Raw genomic sequence first — 16,018 nt, forward strand, 5'->3', positions numbered from 1 at the left:
TTGTCGGCCAACACGTCGCGGAATACGACCCGCTCAGGCTCGCGCGGGCTGGACGCTACGGCACCTCGATCGCGCCGATATCGCCGCGGACACCTGCAGGCCGCGGCACGCCGCGCTGGTCGATCGCCGCGAGCTCGGCAAACAGGCGCTGCTGCCTGGCGAGCAGCAGCGTGATGCCGGGGTTCTCTGCCAGCGGGCCGGACGAGAACAGGGCATCCCACGCAGCGTCGCCGAGGGTCTCCGGTCCCATGCCCGGGACCTGCGCCTCGAGCAATGCGGCGTCGAGGCGATGCCAGAACTCGATGTACGGATAGTTGTAGAGTTCGCGCGGCCAGGTCACTGCCGGGCCGAACCAGTGCGTGTCGGCCAGCGTGAGTATCGGCTGGCCGGCCGGGTCCAGGTAAGGCTGCAAGCCCGGCGCCGCCGGATCGATATCGACCGCGCCGAGCAAATTCTCGAACTCGCTGCGGAACTGGCTGGCAAAGCCAGGCAGGCCGAACCGGGTTTCTATCCTCGCCAGCATGATGGCGAGGAAATTGTCCACTGCACCCGGTGCCACTGCGTACTCGCCTACGATCTCATCCAGCCCGTAGCTTCCGGTCGGGACCTGGTTCAGGGCCAGGTCCCAGGGCCGATAATGCAGCACCGCGTAGTCCGGCGCATCCACACCCACGGAGCGAATGACATCGGAGCGCACGATGCCCGAGGGCCGCTCCACGACTGCGTCGAGTTCCACCCCGTCCATGTCGCCAACCTGCGGATAATGCCGGCGCGACAGCGAGGCCCACGTCGGCTCGCCGACCGGGACCAGCATCTGGCTGAAATCGATCACGCCGATGCGGTTGTAGCCGAGGCTGCGGAAGTAGAAGGCGGAGCCGGTGAATACGTCGTGCGCATAGCTCGTGCCGCCGATCTCGTGCACCGTGTTGCCGGCGATGATGGAATGGCCGATGAAGATGTCCTCGATGCCGTGGGCATTGCCGATGGTCGCAGCCACGCCGCCGGCGAGGTTGCGCTTGCCGAGGTCGTCCGTGCGCGCAACGCCGTACACCTCGTTCTCGACCACGGTCACCGCCTCGAGCGCCAGGTAGCCATTCGAGACGTACACCCCGCCGCCGCGCCAGTAGCCGGTGGCGAGCACGAAGGGCGGCAGCCCCGGCGCCGGCTCGACCAGGTTCTGCGCCACGGTGGTGTTGCGCACATGCAGCAGGTTTCGCTTCCCGATGCCGCCACCATCGGAGTAGATGCCGCCGCCGTAAGTGAACAGCCCGCTGATGCGGTTGCCGGTGACCGCCGAGGTCTCGATCAGGGAAGTGTCTGACGCGACGTCCCGGCCGCCGACGGAGAACACGCCACCGCCGGCGGCGCCGCCGCCGAGCACCGAGTTGCCGCTCACCACGCAGCGCTCCATGGTGACGATGTCCGCGTAGACGCCGCCGCCGAACGCACCCCGGTCCCGCGACGGGTCGAAATCGCCCTGCACGTGGTTGTCGTAGATGCGGCAATCGCTCAGCCGTGCGCGGCCCCAGACGGCGACGCCGCCGCCCCGGGCCAGCGTCCAGGGCTGGTCGTCCGGGTTGCCGGTCGAGATGTCCTCGGCGATGTTGACGCCGCCCGTGATGGAGACGTTGCGCAGCGTGAGGTCGCCGTAGACTGCCAGTACCCGCGCCGGATCCAGGGTCCCGCCAGTCCAGGCGATGGTGATTCCGGACGCCAGGCTGGAGGCGTCGATGACGACGCTCTTGCGCGCATAGAGGGCCGAGCGGCCGTAATCTCGCTCGAAGTAGCCGACGAGATAGGAGACCGGACCACTCGGCTCGTCCCGGATGCCCATCACCTCGCCCTTGAGGATGCTGTGTGCCTCGCCGACGATGGTGAGCTCGATGGTGCCGCCGTCGAGCGCCGGGTCGAAGCGGATCGCCTGGCCGCTGGGAGCCTGCGCGAGCGCTGTCCGCAAGGTCGTGGCGCCGGCAGGCGCCGTGTCGTCGTCCAGCAAGGTGTCGACGACCAGTGCCGAGGAGGAGACGCCGCCGCTCCCGCCGCCGCCACAGGCAGGCAGCGTGGCAACTGACAGGGCGACTCCGGCGACCGCGATCCAGGCGAGAAAACGTTGTTGCTTGTACATGGGCGAGCCTCTCTAGGGAGAGATGTTCCCTGCAGATGTCTTAGAACACCCAGCGCCATCGCGCAATCCGGACTATTCCTGAGGTGGACTCGAGTTATCTGACCTAATGCACTGATATTACATAACACTTTCTGACTTGGAGGACCCGCAGGGCGCCCAGTTACACGTCGCCAGCGGCGCCCAGCAAGACGGCCACGGCAAGCCGTGCGAAGCCTGCGGCGCCCGGCACCCCGCGCCCCGCGCTAAGACAATCTTCTTCAGCATCACGCCTACTCCAGGCCACGAATCGGCCGCAGTTGCTCCCAGGCATCCCACTGCATAAAGTGGCGGCACCCGCACCCGCACCCGCCACCGGACGCCGCCCCATGAGCGAAAAGCTCGAGCAAGCCGCCTTCCTCATCCTGCTCGCCCTGGTCACAGGCGTGTTCCTTTGGCTGCTCAAGCCCTTCTTCGCGCCGCTGCTATGGGCGTGCATCATCGCTGTGCTATTCCACCCGATGCAGCTCTGGCTCGAGCAACGCTGGGGCCAACGTCCGAACACCACCGCCCTCACCACGCTATTCGCCTGCGTCGTGCTGGTGGTCATACCGGTGCTCCTGCTGCTGTTCTCTTTCCTGCAGCAGGGCCTGTCCGTCTTCGAGCAGATCCAGGCCGGCGAGCTCCAGCCCGGCAAGTACATCGACCAGGTGCGAAACGCCTTCCCTGTGCTGCAGGGCCTCCTCGAGCGCTTCGACATCGACATGAGCACGGTGCGCGACCGGGCCGCCAGCGCTGCAGTCGCCGCCAGCCAGTTCCTCGCGCGCAATGCGCTGGCGGTCGGCCAGGGCACTTTTGGCTTCGTGCTCAAGCTGGCGTTGATGCTCTACGTGGCGTATTTCCTGCTGCGCGACGGGCGCAAGCTGGTGGAGCAGCTGGTGCATGCCATCCCCCTGGGCGACGAGCGTGAGCGGCTGCTGTTCCAGAAGTTCGCCGAAGTTGCGCGAGCCACCGTGAAAGGCAATCTCCTGGTCGCCCTGGTGCAGGGCATGCTCGGCGGCCTGATCTTCTGGATCCTCGGCCTGCCCGCAGCGCTGCTCTGGGGCGTGGTGATGACGGTGCTGTCGCTCATCCCCGCCGTGGGCGCGGGGCTCGTGTGGTTGCCGGCGGCGATCTATCTCTACGCCGTCGGCGACTGGATCGCCGCCACGGTGCTGATCGCCTACGGCGTGCTGATCATAGGCCTGGCCGACAATATCCTGCGCCCGCTGCTGGTGGGCCGTGACACCAAGCTACCCGACTGGATGGTGCTGCTGTCCACCCTGGGCGGCATCGCCATGGCAGGCATCAACGGCTTCGTGGTCGGGCCGTTGATTGCCGTGCTGTTCGTCGCCTTCTGGCAGATCTTCAGCCGGGAGTTCAATCCGCAGCGCGAGACGCCTGCGGAAGCGACGGAGAAATCCGACTAGGCGGCCCCGATCACCAGCCAGAGCTGGAAAGCCAGCACCAGGCCGGTGCTCAGCACCCCGGCCACGGGCAGCCACACCGGCAGTCGCAGTCCTGCGCCGTCCCAATCCGGATCGCGGCGCTTGATCACCCACAACGCCACGTTCAACGACCCGAACACCAGCAGGATGATCGCGCTGGTGACCTTCGCCAGCGTGGTCAGTGGGAACAGCACCGCCAGCAGCATGATCACCGCCGTGATCAGCGCTGTGGCCCTGAGGGGCGTACGCGTCCGCGGACTGACTTTGGCGAGCCACGCCGGTGCCGGCGCTCCCGCGTCCCGCGCCATGCCATAGACCACGCGCGAGGCCATGATGATCTGCACCAGCGCCCCGTTCAGCCCGGTGAGCAGGCTGACGATGCCGAGACCCGTGGTTGAGTACCAGCCGTGCCCTTCGACCATCGCCGCCACCGGGGTGTTGCTCTCGGCCAGCGCCATCGGGCCGATCGAAGCCACTGCGACCAGCGCGACCACGACGTAGAGCACGATGGTGAGGAGCAGGCTGATGACGATGGCGCGCGGGAGAGTCCGGCGGGCGTCCTTGACCTCCTCCGCCATGGTCGCCATGTCCTCGAAACCGATGAAGGCGTAGAAGGCCAGGAAGGCGCCGGAGAAGATGCCGACCCACGCCGTCGCTTCGAGCGGCGGCATGAATTCCCGCCACTGCCGGGCGACATCGACCAGGTCCGCCTCGGCCACCACGCCCGCATACAGCAGTGCGCCCACCTCGATCAGCGTGATGACGGAGACCACCGCAACCGACTTGCCGATGCCCCACGCGGCTACCGCGCCCATGCCCATAACCAGCAAGACGATCGCCGGTCTCTCGGGCACCACGACGAAATCCTGCAGGAATCCCACCGTCGCCACGGCCAGCGCCGCGGCCGACACCACGCCAGTGAGGATCATCAGCACCCCCACCGTGCGGGCGAGCCAGTCGCGACCGAAGCCCTCCTTGATGTAGCGCACCGGCCCCGAACTGTCAGGGTAGCGCGAGGCGAGTTCCGCGATGGCGAGGCCGCTGAGCAGGGCCAGCACCCCCGAGCACAGCATGGCAACGGGGGCAAACAGCGCCGCCTCGCCCGCCACCTTGCCCATCAGCGCATAGAATCCCCCGCCCACCATGGTCCCGAGTCCGTACAGGACGAGGAACGGCAACGTGACGATGCGCTTCAGCTGCGATTGTCGTGTCATCGCACTCCAAGCATAGTCGTTGAATTCATCTACTAGACTTGGGGCGAGGAAGCAGAACACCGAGACCGATGAGCAAGCGACGTTTCGTCATCCAGAAACACGACGCCTCCAGCCTGCACTACGACTTCCGGCTGGAATTCGGTGGCGCGCTGGTGTCCTGGGCCGTGCCGAAGGGCCTGTCCACTGACCCCCGCGACAAGCGCCTGGCGATCCAGGTCGAGGACCACAAGCTCGATTACATCGACTTCGAGGGCGTGATCCCCGAGGGCGAGTATGGCGCGGGCACGGTGCTCGTATGGGACACCGGCACCTACCGCAACCTGCGCGCGGGCAAAGGCGGCGACAACACGGGCATGGAGGATGCCCTGGAGGATGGCCTCCTCGAGATCTGGCTCGAGGGCAAGAAATTGCGCGGCGGTTACGCCCTGAAGCGCATCGAGGGCGGCAAGAAGCCGAAGTGGCTGGTCATCAAGATGGACGACGAGGAAGCCGATGCCCGCCGCAAGCCGACCAGCTCGGAGCCGAAGTCGGTCCTCACGGGCCGGACGCTGAAACAGGTCGAGGCGGCCGCCGAAGATGAGTGAATGGCGCGACAGGCTGTCGGATGAAGAGCGCGGGAAAGTCCGTCGCAAGGCGCTGCCCGACTGGACTGCGCCCATGCTCGCGACCTTGACCAAGAAACGCTTCTCCTCACCGGACTGGATCTACGAGCGCAAACTCGACGGCGAACGCTGCCTGGCCTTCCGCAGCGGGCGCAAGACGCGTCTGCTGTCACGCAACCAACGTGACCTGGCAGATACCTATCCCGAGCTCATTGAGGCGCTGGACACCCAGGTGCCGAGCGGCACGATCGTGGACGGCGAGGTCGTGGCCTTCGACGGCGACGTCACGAGCTTCTCGCGCCTGCAGCAGCGACTCGGCATCACCGATCCCGAAGAGGCCAGCCAAAGCGACGTGAAGGTCTACCTCTATCTCTTCGACGTGCTCCACCTGGAAGGCTACGACGTCACCGCCCTGCCCCTGCGCACCCGCAAGGCGCTGCTGCGGAACTGCACGAAGTTCGCCGACCCACTGCGCTTCACGGCCCACCGCAACGAGTCGGGCGAAGCCTACTACGCAGAAGCCTGCGACAAGGGTTGGGAAGGGGTGATCGCCAAGCGCGCGGACGCAGCCTACGTGCATCATCGCTCGCGGGACTGGCTGAAGTTCAAGTGCGTCGATCGCCAAGAGTTCGTGGTGGCCGGCTATACCGATCCCAAGGGCAGCCGCAACGGCTTCGGCGCCCTGCTGCTGGGCTACTACGAGGGCAAGGACCTGGTATACGCCGGCAAGGTCGGCACCGGCTTCGACGATGAACTGCTGGAGAGTCTGGCGAAGCGACTGCAATCGCTGGCGCGCAAGACCTGCCCCTTCAAGGCCTCTCCTCGCCACGCGGGATCGGGCACCCACTGGGTAACCCCGAAGCTGGTGGCCGAAATCGCCTTTACCGAGTGGACCGGCGACGGCCGCCTGCGCCATCCGCGCTTCGTGGGACTGCGACACGACAAGCCCGCTGGCAAGGTCGTGCGCGAGGAGCCTGCCTGACATGTCCCGCCTGAACTTCGGCGCCTACAGCTTCGAGACCTCGAACACGGACAAGGTCCTGTTTCCCGACGCCGGCATCACCAAGGGTGGGCTCATCCGCTATTACCGCGCCATCGCCCCCGTGATACTTCCGCACCTCAAGGGACGCCCGCTGACGCTGCATCGCTTCCCCGACGGCATCGACGAGGAAGGCTTCTACCAGCAGCAGGCGCCCGACTATTTCCCCGACTGGATCGCCACGCGCCACGCCGCCCGCGCGGATGACGGAGCGCAGGGACCGGTCGAGCACATCCTCTGCAACAACGAGGCGACGCTCGCCTACCTCGCCAACCAGGGGACGATCACCCTCCACGGCTGGCTGGCCTCCGTGCCGAAACTGCGCACGCCGGACAAGCTGGTGTTCGACCTCGACCCGCCGGGCGAGGACTTCGAGCCGGTGCGCCAGGGCGCCCGCTGGGTCGCCGCCCTGATCGAACAGCTGGGCCTGCAACCCTTTGTCATGACCACGGGCTCCCGCGGGCTGCATGTCGTCGCGCCGCTCAAACCGGACCTGGGCTTCGACGAGGTACGTGACCTGGCGCGGGCCATGGCCGACTGGCTGGCGGCGCAGCATGCGGAGGAACTCACGGTTGCGCAGCGCAAGAACAAGCGCCGCGGCCGGCTGTATCTCGACGTGATGCGCAACGCCTACGGCCAGACCAGCGTCGCGCCCTACGCCGTGCGCGCACTGCCCGGCGCACCGGTGGCCGCGCCACTCGCACTGGATGAACTGGGCGACAAGCGCCTGCATCCGCAACGCTGGCACCTCAAGAATATCCTGCGACGCCTCGGGCAGAAGGATGATCCATGGCAGGACATTCGCCGCCACGCAGGTTCGGCCCGACGGGCGCGGCGCGAGCTGAAGCGGCTGTCTTGACCAGCGGCACGGGCACCGAGGCCGTCACGCGGCAGAGACCGCCTCGGACTCGCCCATGCGCGGGACCAGGCCGGCGATGCTGCCCACCAGCTTCGCGAACGGCACCAGGTGGTGCGCCACCAGCAGTATGCCCGAGGTCAGGATCGCCACCGACAGCTGTCGCTGCGGGTCGGCCCAGGCGAACTTGTTGATCAGGCCGACGTGGCCGAAGGCCTCCCGGCTGTGCGGCCCCCATAACCCCACCGGCGTATCGCCGAGCATCAGCCCGGCGCTGTAGCGCATCGGCAGCAGCAGCGTCCTATCGAAGCTGCGGCCCTCGACTTCCCGCACGGCGCCGGCAATGGTATCGGGCCGGCAAATACGGCGACCGCGCCAGGTGCCGCCATTCAGCATCATCTGGAAGAACGCGGAAACTTCCGCCGCGGTGCCGACGAGGTTACCCGCCGGGATGATGGCGTCGTGGAAGCGCGGGGCGTTGCTGATTTCCTCGATCGACTCCATTTCCGTTCCCAAAGCGCGCCGAATCAGGGCATTCAGCACCGGACCCTGGCGCGGACCGGTGGCGTAGCTCAGCGCCAGCGCCTCGCGATGCTCAGGCCGCGCGCCATAGGTAAAGTATTTCATTCTCATCGGCGCACGGATCTTGCGCTCGAGGTAGGCATCGATGTCGGCCCCGGTGACCGTGCGCAGGACGCGCTGCAGCACGAAACCGCCGGTGATGGCGTGGTACGCCAGCTTGGAACCGTCGGTGATGATCGGCTCAGCGGCGCACAGCAACTCCCAGGTCGCGTCCTCGTCCCACAGCGTTTCAATCGGCGTGTCGCTGGGCAGTCCGGGGATGCCGCCGCGATGCGCAAGCACCTGGTGCAGGGTGATGTTCTCCTTGCCCTTGCGCCCGAATTCCGGGTTATAGAAGGCCACGGGACGGTCGAGGTCGACCAGGCCGTCCTCCGCGAGCAAGTGCATCAGGAACGCGGTGACCGCCTTGGAAGCGGAGAACAGGCACATCGGCGTGTCGGGAGACGCGACGACGCGAGTGGCATCGGCCCCGTCGTGCGGACCGTTGCCGCGCGCGTGGCCGATACTGCGTGCCATGACGACCTTGCCGCGATAACGCAGGTTGATGGTGATCGCCGGGTGGACACCGCTGCGGTACACCTTGATGACCTCGTCCCACACCCGGTCCAGATCGGCGCGGCGCAAGCCCGCTTCTTCGGGGGCGACCTCCTTGCGCACATCGATGCGGATGACCTTGTCTAGGTCGTCCGGGACTGTGCTTAGGCGCAGCATTTTCCGGCGGAGGAAATCCATGGGCACTAGAAGCAGTCACCGGGCACGCGCACCCAGCCTTCCATCAAAACGCGCGCGCTGCGGCTCATGACGACTTTCTCGACCTTCCAGTCGCCGTCGGTTTCGCTGACCGCGGCGCCGACCTTGAGCGTGCCGGAGGGGTGGCCGAAAGTGACCGCGGCCCGCTCGCCGCCGCCGGCCGCCAGGTTGACCAGCGTCCCCGGGATGGCGGCCGCCGTGCCGATGGCCACCGCGGCGGTGCCCATCATGGCGTGGTGCAACTTCCCCATAGAAAGGGCGCGCACGTTCAGGTCGATGTCCCTGGCGTCGATCGCCTTGCCGCTGGAGGCCGTATAGCTCGCCGGCGGGGCGACGAAAGCCACCTTGGGCGTGTGCTGGCGCGCCGCCGCCTCGGCAATATCCTTGATCAGGCCCATCTGCACAGCCCCATGGGCGCGAATGATCTCGAAGCGCGCCAGCGCGGCCGGGTCACCGTTGATCGCCTCCTGCAGCTCGCGGCCGTCGTAGCCGATGTCGGCCGCGTTCAGGAACACCGTCGGGATGCCGGCATTGATCATGGTCGCAGGGAAGGCACCGATGCCCGGCACTTCGAGCTGGTCGACGATGTTCCCGGTGGGAAACATCGCATCGGCGGCGTCCACCGGGCTGATGAAATCCACCTGGACCTCGGCCGCCGGGAAGGTCACGCCGTCGAGCTCGAAGTCGCCGGTTTCCTGCACAGCCCCGCCCTTCATCGGTACATGGGCCACGATCGTCTTGCCGATGTTCTGCTGCCAGATGCGCACGACTGCCGTACCGTTCTCAGGCACCCGCGCGGGATCGACCAGCCCCATGCTGATGGCGAAGGAGCCCACCGCCGCAGTGAGGTTGCCGCAGTTGCCGCTCCAGTCGATGAAGGGCTTGTCGATCGAGACCTGGCCGAACAGGTAATCGACGTCGTGGTCCGGCCGCGTGCTCGGGCACAGGATCACCGTCTTGCTGGTGCTGGACGTGGCGCCGCCCATGCCGTCGGTGTGCTTGCCGTACGGGTCCGGGCTGCCGATCACCCGCAACAGCAGCCTGTCGCGCGCTTCGCCCGGGACCCGTGCCGCCTCAGGGAGGTCGCCGAGCCGGAAGAACACGCCCTTCGAGGTGCCGCCGCGCATGTAGACGGCGGGAATGCGGATCTGCGGCGCATGGCTCATGCGGCGGACTCCAGGAAGTCCTGCGCGAAGCGCTGCAGCACGCCGCCGGCTTCATACACTCGCACTTCTGCCGCCGTGTCGAGGCGACAGGTGACGGGCACACGGGCCGTCTCGCCGTCGGCGCGATGGATGACCAGCGTGAGCTCTGCGCCGGGCGCGATCTCGCCCTCGACATCGAAGGTCTCGGTGCCGTCGAGCCCCAGCGTCTTGCGCGTGTCGCCTGGCTTGAACTGCAGCGGCAACACGCCCATGCCGACCAGGTTGGTGCGATGGATGCGCTCGAAGCCCTCGGCCACAATCGCCTCGACGCCGGCGAGGCGCACGCCCTTGGCGGCCCAGTCGCGCGAGGAGCCCTGGCCATAGTCCGCGCCGGCGATGATGATCAGCGGCTGTTTGCGCGCCATGTAGGTCTCGATCGCCTCCCACATGCGCATCACCTTCCCGTCGGGCTCGACGCGCGCCAGCGAGCCCTGCTTCACCTCGCCGTCCCCGACCGCCATCTCGTTGATGAGCTTCGGATTGGCGAAGGTGGCGCGCTGCGCGGTGAGGTGGTCGCCGCGGTGGGTGGCGTAGGAGTTGAAGTCCTCTTCCGGCAGGCCCATCTTTGCCAGGTACTCGCCCGCCGCGCTGCTCGCCAGGATGGCGTTGGAGGGCGAGAGATGATCGGTGGTGATGTTGTCGCCGAGGATGGCCAGCGGGCGCATCCCCTTAAGGGTCCGTTCGCCGGCCAGCGCCCCCTCCCAGTAAGGAGGCCGACGGATGTAAGTCGATTGCGGCCGCCAGTCGTACAACGGGCTTGCCGCCTCCTCCACCTTGCCGAGGTCGAACATCGGGATGTACACGCGCCGGAACTGCTCCGGCTTGACGTACTCGGCGACGACGGAGTCGATCTCCTCGTCGGACGGCCAGATGTCCTTGAGCGTGATCGGCTTGCCATCCTTGTCCGTGCCGAGCGCGTCGCGCTCGATGTCGAAGCGCACCGTGCCGGCGATGGCGTAGGCCACCACCAGCGGCGGCGAGGCCAGGAAAGCCTGCTTGGCGTAGGGATGGATACGGCCGTCGAAGTTCCGGTTGCCCGACAGCACCGCCACCGCGTACAGGTCGCGGTCGATGATCTCCTGCTGGATCTTCGGGTCCAGTGCGCCGGACATGCCGTTGCAGGTGGTACAGGCGAAGGCGACGATGCCGAAGCCCAGTCGCTCGAGCTCGGGGAGCAGGCCCGCCTCCTCCAGGTAGAGCTGTGCCACCTTCGAGCCTGGCGCAAAGGAGGACTTCACCCAGGGCTTGCGCACCAGGCCGAGTTCGTTCGCCTTGCGCGCCAGCAGGGCCGCGGCAACCACGTTGCGTGGGTTCGAGGTGTTGGTGCAGGAGGTGATCGCGGCGATGATCACCGCGCCGTCCGGCAGCAGGCCCTCGGCCTCTTCGGCACGCGCCTCATCGAGATGCCCGGCGACGCCGCGCTCGGCCAGCGCCGACGTAGGCAGGCGGCGGTGCGGGTTGGACGGACCCGCCATGTTGCGTTCCACGGTGGACAAGTCGAATTCCAGCACGCGCTCGTACTCGGCCGCCTGCATCTGGTCCGCCCACAGGCCGGTGACCTTCGCATAGCGCTCCACGAGCTCCACTTGTTCCGGCTCGCGCCCGGTCAGCTTCAGGTAGTCGATGGTCTGGGCGTCGATGTAGAACATGCCGGCGGTGGCGCCGTACTCCGGCGTCATGTTGGAAATGGTGGCGCGATCCCCGATGGTCAGGGTCGCGGCGCCTTCGCCGAAGAACTCCAGCCAGGCGCCTACCACGCGCTGCTGGCGCAGGAACTCGGTGATGGCCAGCACGATGTCCGTCGCCGTGATGCCCGGCTTGCGCCGGCCGGTGAGCTTCACGCCCACGATGTCGGGCAGGCGCATCATGGACGGATGCCCGAGCATCACGGTCTCGGCCTCCAGCCCGCCGACGCCGATGGCGATCACGCCGAGGCAGTCCACGTGGGGAGTGTGGGAGTCGGTGCCGACGCAGGTGTCGGGGAAGGCGACGCCGTCGCGCACCTGCACCACCGGCGACATCTTCTCCAAGTTGATCTGGTGCATGATGCCGTTGCCGGCCGGGATGACATCCACGTTCTTGAACGCTGTCTTGGTCCACTCGATGAAGTGGAAGCGGTCCTCGTTACGCCGGTCCTCGATGTCGCGGTTCTTGCGGAAGGCGTCCGGGTCGAAGCCGGCGGCCTCAACGGCCAGCGAGTGGTCCACGATCAGCTGCGTCGGCACCACCGGGTTCACCAGCGCCGGGTCGCCGCCCTTCTCCGCAATCGCGTCCCTGAGCCCCGCGAGGTCCACCAGCGCGGTCTGGCCGAGGATGTCGTGGCACACCACGCGGGCGGGATACCACGGGAAGTCCAGGTCCCGGCGTCGCTCCACCAGCTGTCGCAGGGAATCGGTCAATGCCTCCGGCTCGCAACGGCGCACCAGCTGCTCGGCCAGCACTTTCGAGACATAGGGCAGCCTGTTGTAGCTGCCGGGCTGGATGGCCTCTATGGCCGCGCCGGCGTCGAAGTAGTCGAGGTCGGTGCCGGGGAGATGCTTGCGGTAGTTGGTATTCATGTTGGCCTGGAGCGGATCGCTGGACATGGGTAATGGCAATCGATTATAGCCCTATGGCCGGCGCGCCAAGAACGGCGCGGGCCCCGGCACGTCGCATTCTGAAACCACCTGGCAACAATCTCCCGGACCAGAGGCCGCCTGATCCATGAACCCCCTCATCTACTCCCTCGATCTGGCCGGCACGTTCGTGTTTGCATTGTCGGGCGGGCTCGCGGCGGCCCGCAGCCGGCTCGATCCCTTCGGCTTCGTGGTCATCGCTATCGTCACGGGTCTCGGCGGCGGCACGCTGCGCAACCTGTTGCTCGACCTCCACCCCGTCACCTGGGTTGCCGACCCCATGTATCTCGGCGTATGCGTCGCCGCCGCCCTCATCAGCTTCAGCTGGGCGCGCTCGCTGGAGTCGCGTTTGCGCTGGCTGCGCATCGCCGATGCGCTGGGCCTCGGCCTGTTCGTGGTCGCCGGCACACAGCTGGCGCTCACCGCCGGCACGCACGGCGGGATTGCAGTCATGATGGGCGTGACGACCGGCATTGCCGGCGGCATCATCCGTGACGTGCTCTGCAACGAGGTGCCGCTGGTGCTGCAGCAGGAAATCTATGCGCTGGCCGCCTTGGCCGGGAGCGTGGCCTACGTGCTGCTAGAAGCCGGCGGAGCCGGGCCGCTGCTGTCCACAACAGTGGCCTTCATCCTGTGCGCCGGCCTGCGCCTTGCGGCGATCCGCTGGAACCTTTCGCTGCCCCCATATGGCGGCGGGCGCATGGGTTAGAGAACGACCGCTTGCAATATGCTTGCAGCAATCTTGGCGCGCTGCACGTCGCGATTGTAGGATTCACGAAAATTTTATCGATCCAGCGGGTCCGCCTGGACGATGTATGAGGGGGAACAATTGAGCACATCGACACCTTCCGGACCCGAATGGAAACGCGTTGACGCGGTGTTTTCGGCGCTGCTGGAGTTGCCGGAGGCCGACCGGGAAGCCGCGCTTGTCGAACTGTGTGCCGGCGACGAGGCGCTCGAGTCGGCGGTCCGGCGGTTGCTGGACGCGGAGCGCCGCAGCGCCGCCGCCTTTGCAGCCGCGGTGACGTCCATGCGCCGCATGGCGGAAAGCGCCACCGACGGGAACGAAGCCGAAGCGGCTGCGCCGGGCGTGCCCGAGCAGATCGGCCCCTGGAAGCTGACCGAGCGCATCGGCGCGGGCGGCATGTCGGTGGTGTGGAAGGCCGAGCGCAATGACGGCCAGTTCCAGCAGACCGTGGCGATCAAGCTGTTGCGGCGCTGGATCGACGACGAACAGACGGTGCGCCGCTTCCGCGCCGAGCGCCGCATCCTCGCCGGCCTCGAGCACCCGAACCTGGCGCGGCTGCTCGACGGCGGCGTCGTCGGCGAGGGCTGGCCCTACTTCGTCATGGAGTACGTCGACGGGCTGCCCATCACCGAGTACTGCGACCGGCATCGCCTCGACCTCGATGCGCGTCTCGCGCTGTTCGCCCAGGTGCTCGAGGTCGTGGCGTACGCCCACCGGCGCCTGGTGGTCCATCGCGACTTGAAGCCGTCGAACATCCTCGTAACGCCAGAAGGCCGCGTGAAGCTGCTCGACTTCGGCATCGCCAAGGTGCTGGACCCCGAGGCGCTGCACGGCCCGGACAGCGAGCTCACCGAACAGGGCGGTCGCCCCATGACGCCCGCTTACGCCAGCCCCGAGCAGGTTCTGGGTGAACCCATCACCACGGCCAGCGACGTCTATGCGCTCGGCGTGCTGCTCTACCAGCTCCTGACCGGATGCTCGCCCTACCGGACGCCATCAGACCAGCCGCTGCGGCTGCGCAATGCGGTTGCGCAGGAGCGTCCCGCAAACCCTTCGGCGCGCGTCGAGGACCAGACCGACGGTTCCGACCCCGAAGCCCTGGCCGCACTTCGCGACAGCACGCCCGCACGCCTGGCCCGCCGGTTGCGCGGCGATCTCGACGTCATCTGCCAGGCGGCGCTGCGCAAGGAGCCGGAACAACGCTATCCGACGGTGGACCAGCTGCGCGCGGACCTCGAGCGGCATCGTCGCCGGCTCCCGGTATCGGCCCGCGCGGGCAACTGGCGCTATCTCGCCGGGCGCTTCGTCCGCCGCAATGCCTGGGCCGTCGCGGCCGGCGTGCTCATCCCGGCGGTGTTGTTCATCGGGCTCACGCTGCACGTCGAGCGCCTGGCCGTCGAGCGCGACCGGGCGGAGGCGGCAGCGGCGCAGGCCGAGCGCGAAGCCGCCAAGGCGCGCCAGGTCACGGACTACCTGGTGGAGCTGTTCGAAGCCGCAGATCCCGCAAGCGCCGCCGGTCGCGAGATCACCGCGATCGAGCTGGTGGACCGCGGCATCGAGAGGGTCGAGGCACTGGACGACGACCCGGCGCTGCAGGCCGAGATGTTCCAGGCTCTCGGCAAGGTCAGCCATGCGCTGGGCCGCTACCAGCAGGCCGTCGACCTGATGCTGAGCGCCCTCGCCGCGCGCGCGCAGGCGCCGCAGTCGGTGTCATTCGACCGCGGCGAACTGCTGGCGGACCTGGGTTTCACCTATTTCCAGCTCGGGCGCTTCGAGGAGTCAGAGCGCTACAACCGCGAGGCGCTGGCAGAGATACCCGAGGACGCGGCCCTGCGCCGCGCCCCGGTGCTGACCAACCTCGGCATCGTGCACATCATCACCAGCCGGTACGACGAGGCGGAGCGCCTGCTCGCCGCTGCCGTGGCAGCGCACGAGGCCGGAGCACCCGCTTCCGCCGAGCATGCCACCACCCTCAATGCGCTCGGCGCCCTCCTTTCCCGCCAGGGCAAGCACAAGGAGGCGATCGCCGCGCTCCAGGCCTCCGCGGACATGCGGCGCGAACTGTTCGGCGAGATGCATCCAGCGGTCTCGGTCTCCCTGGGCAACCTCGGCAGCGCGCTGAACGAGTCTGGCGATCCGGCCGCCGCCGAGCGAGTACTACTCCAGGCCCTCGCCATCGACGAACAGGTGCTCGGAGAGGAGCATCCCAGCTTCTCCGTGCTGCTCAGCCAGCTGGCGGCCTCACGGCGCGCGCTCGGCGACCCGCAAGGCGCGATCAGCTATCTCCAGCGTGCGCTCGCCATCCAGCGGCACCACGCCGGTGAGGATGGCGTGAACCCCACCATTCCCTACCTGCTCAGCGGCCTTGGCTCTGCGTACCTGCGGCTGGGCGAGTGGGCCGAGGCCGAGCCCTACCTCAAACAGGCCACGGCCATGGGAGAGCAGGTATTCGGGCCCGAAAGCCGGGAGTTTGCCGTCGACACCGCGCAGCTTGGCATAGTGCGCCTGCGACAGGAACGGCCCGAAGAGGCCGTGGCCCTGCTGCAGCGAACACTCGAGATCTATGGCGCACTCCTGGAGCCTGACCACAGGCTCACTGGCGGCGCGCTGCGGTATCTCGCAGAAGCCCAGTACGCGCAGGGTCATTCAGAGGAGGCGCTGGCCACGGGCAGGCGCAGCCTCGAAATCATCTCGCAGGCCGACGGTGTCAACCCAGAGCACCTGGCCGAGCTCGAACGCTGGCTGGGCGACATTGCCGCCGGCGTCGACCCGGGGCCGCTGGCGCTGCCCTACGAGTGACCGCCGGGCCGAGTGCCTCC

General features: G+C 67.6%; 11 protein-coding genes. 6 read left to right on the plus strand and 5 right to left on the minus strand.

Annotated elements, in window-relative coordinates:
• Positions 1-55: 55 nt before the first annotated feature.
• The gene (locus tag G8346_RS06720) at positions 56-2,125 is read right to left on the minus strand and encodes a hypothetical protein (protein ID WP_166049436.1); all 2,070 of its coding nucleotides are present in this window, start codon (positions 2,123-2,125) and stop codon (positions 56-58) included.
• A gap of 365 nt (positions 2,126-2,490) precedes the next feature.
• On the opposite strand from G8346_RS06720, the gene G8346_RS06725 reads away from it, so the two are divergent.
• Entirely contained in the window at positions 2,491-3,570 is a 1,080-nt protein-coding gene (locus G8346_RS06725; RefSeq protein WP_166049438.1) for an AI-2E family transporter, read from the plus strand.
• Here the strand turns inward: G8346_RS06725 and G8346_RS06730 are convergent.
• Entirely contained in the window at positions 3,567-4,802 is a 1,236-nt protein-coding gene (locus G8346_RS06730) for an APC family permease (RefSeq protein WP_166049439.1), read from the minus strand. The genes G8346_RS06725 and G8346_RS06730 overlap by 4 nt on opposite strands.
• 68 nt (positions 4,803-4,870) lie before the next feature.
• On the opposite strand from G8346_RS06730, the gene G8346_RS06735 reads away from it, so the two are divergent.
• Genes G8346_RS06735 through ligD (G8346_RS06745) form a run of 3 tightly spaced genes read left to right on the plus strand, consistent with a single transcriptional unit; the run spans position 4,871 to position 7,302 of the window.
• Positions 4,871-5,386, plus strand: coding sequence for a DNA polymerase ligase N-terminal domain-containing protein (locus G8346_RS06735; RefSeq protein ID WP_166049440.1), 516 nt, complete (start codon positions 4,871-4,873; stop codon positions 5,384-5,386).
• Positions 5,379-6,386 (plus strand): non-homologous end-joining DNA ligase, encoded by a 1,008-nt coding sequence (ligD, locus tag G8346_RS06740; RefSeq protein WP_166049443.1) that lies wholly within the window; start codon positions 5,379-5,381, stop codon positions 6,384-6,386. Before G8346_RS06735 ends, ligD (G8346_RS06740) begins: the two co-directional genes overlap by 8 nt.
• Position 6,387: 1 nt before the next feature.
• Positions 6,388-7,302, plus strand: a complete 915-nt coding sequence (gene ligD, locus G8346_RS06745; RefSeq protein ID WP_166049445.1) for a non-homologous end-joining DNA ligase — start codon at positions 6,388-6,390, stop codon at positions 7,300-7,302.
• A gap of 24 nt (positions 7,303-7,326) precedes the next feature.
• Here ligD (G8346_RS06745) and G8346_RS06750 read toward each other — a convergent pair whose 3' ends face one another.
• The 3 genes from G8346_RS06750 to acnD are packed head-to-tail and all read right to left on the minus strand — an operon-like array spanning position 7,327 to position 12,394.
• Positions 7,327-8,592 carry a serine hydrolase gene (locus G8346_RS06750; RefSeq protein WP_206202612.1) on the minus strand — a complete coding sequence of 422 codons (1,266 nt, stop codon included), beginning with the start codon at positions 8,590-8,592 and terminating at the stop codon, positions 7,327-7,329.
• Positions 8,593-8,618: 26 nt separating this feature from the next.
• On the minus strand, positions 8,619-9,797 hold the full coding sequence (gene prpF, locus G8346_RS06755) for a 2-methylaconitate cis-trans isomerase PrpF (RefSeq protein WP_166049449.1): 1,179 nt from the start codon (positions 9,795-9,797) through the stop codon (positions 8,619-8,621).
• A complete protein-coding gene (gene acnD / locus G8346_RS06760; protein WP_166049564.1) occupies positions 9,794-12,394 on the minus strand; it encodes a Fe/S-dependent 2-methylisocitrate dehydratase AcnD in 2,601 nt (866 codons plus the stop codon). Before acnD ends, prpF begins: the two co-directional genes overlap by 4 nt.
• A gap of 145 nt (positions 12,395-12,539) precedes the next feature.
• Between acnD and G8346_RS06765 the strand changes: the two genes are divergently transcribed.
• Positions 12,540-13,160, plus strand: a complete 621-nt coding sequence (locus G8346_RS06765) for a trimeric intracellular cation channel family protein (protein WP_166049451.1) — start codon at positions 12,540-12,542, stop codon at positions 13,158-13,160.
• Between the two features lie 168 nt (positions 13,161-13,328).
• Positions 13,329-15,998, plus strand: a complete 2,670-nt coding sequence (locus G8346_RS06770; protein ID WP_166049453.1) for a serine/threonine-protein kinase — start codon at positions 13,329-13,331, stop codon at positions 15,996-15,998.
• Positions 15,999-16,018: the final 20 nt, after the last annotated feature.

This window comes from Thioalkalivibrio sp. XN279, assembly GCF_011089885.1.
In the GTDB taxonomy this organism is placed as follows: Bacteria; Pseudomonadota; Gammaproteobacteria; order Steroidobacterales; family XN24; genus XN24.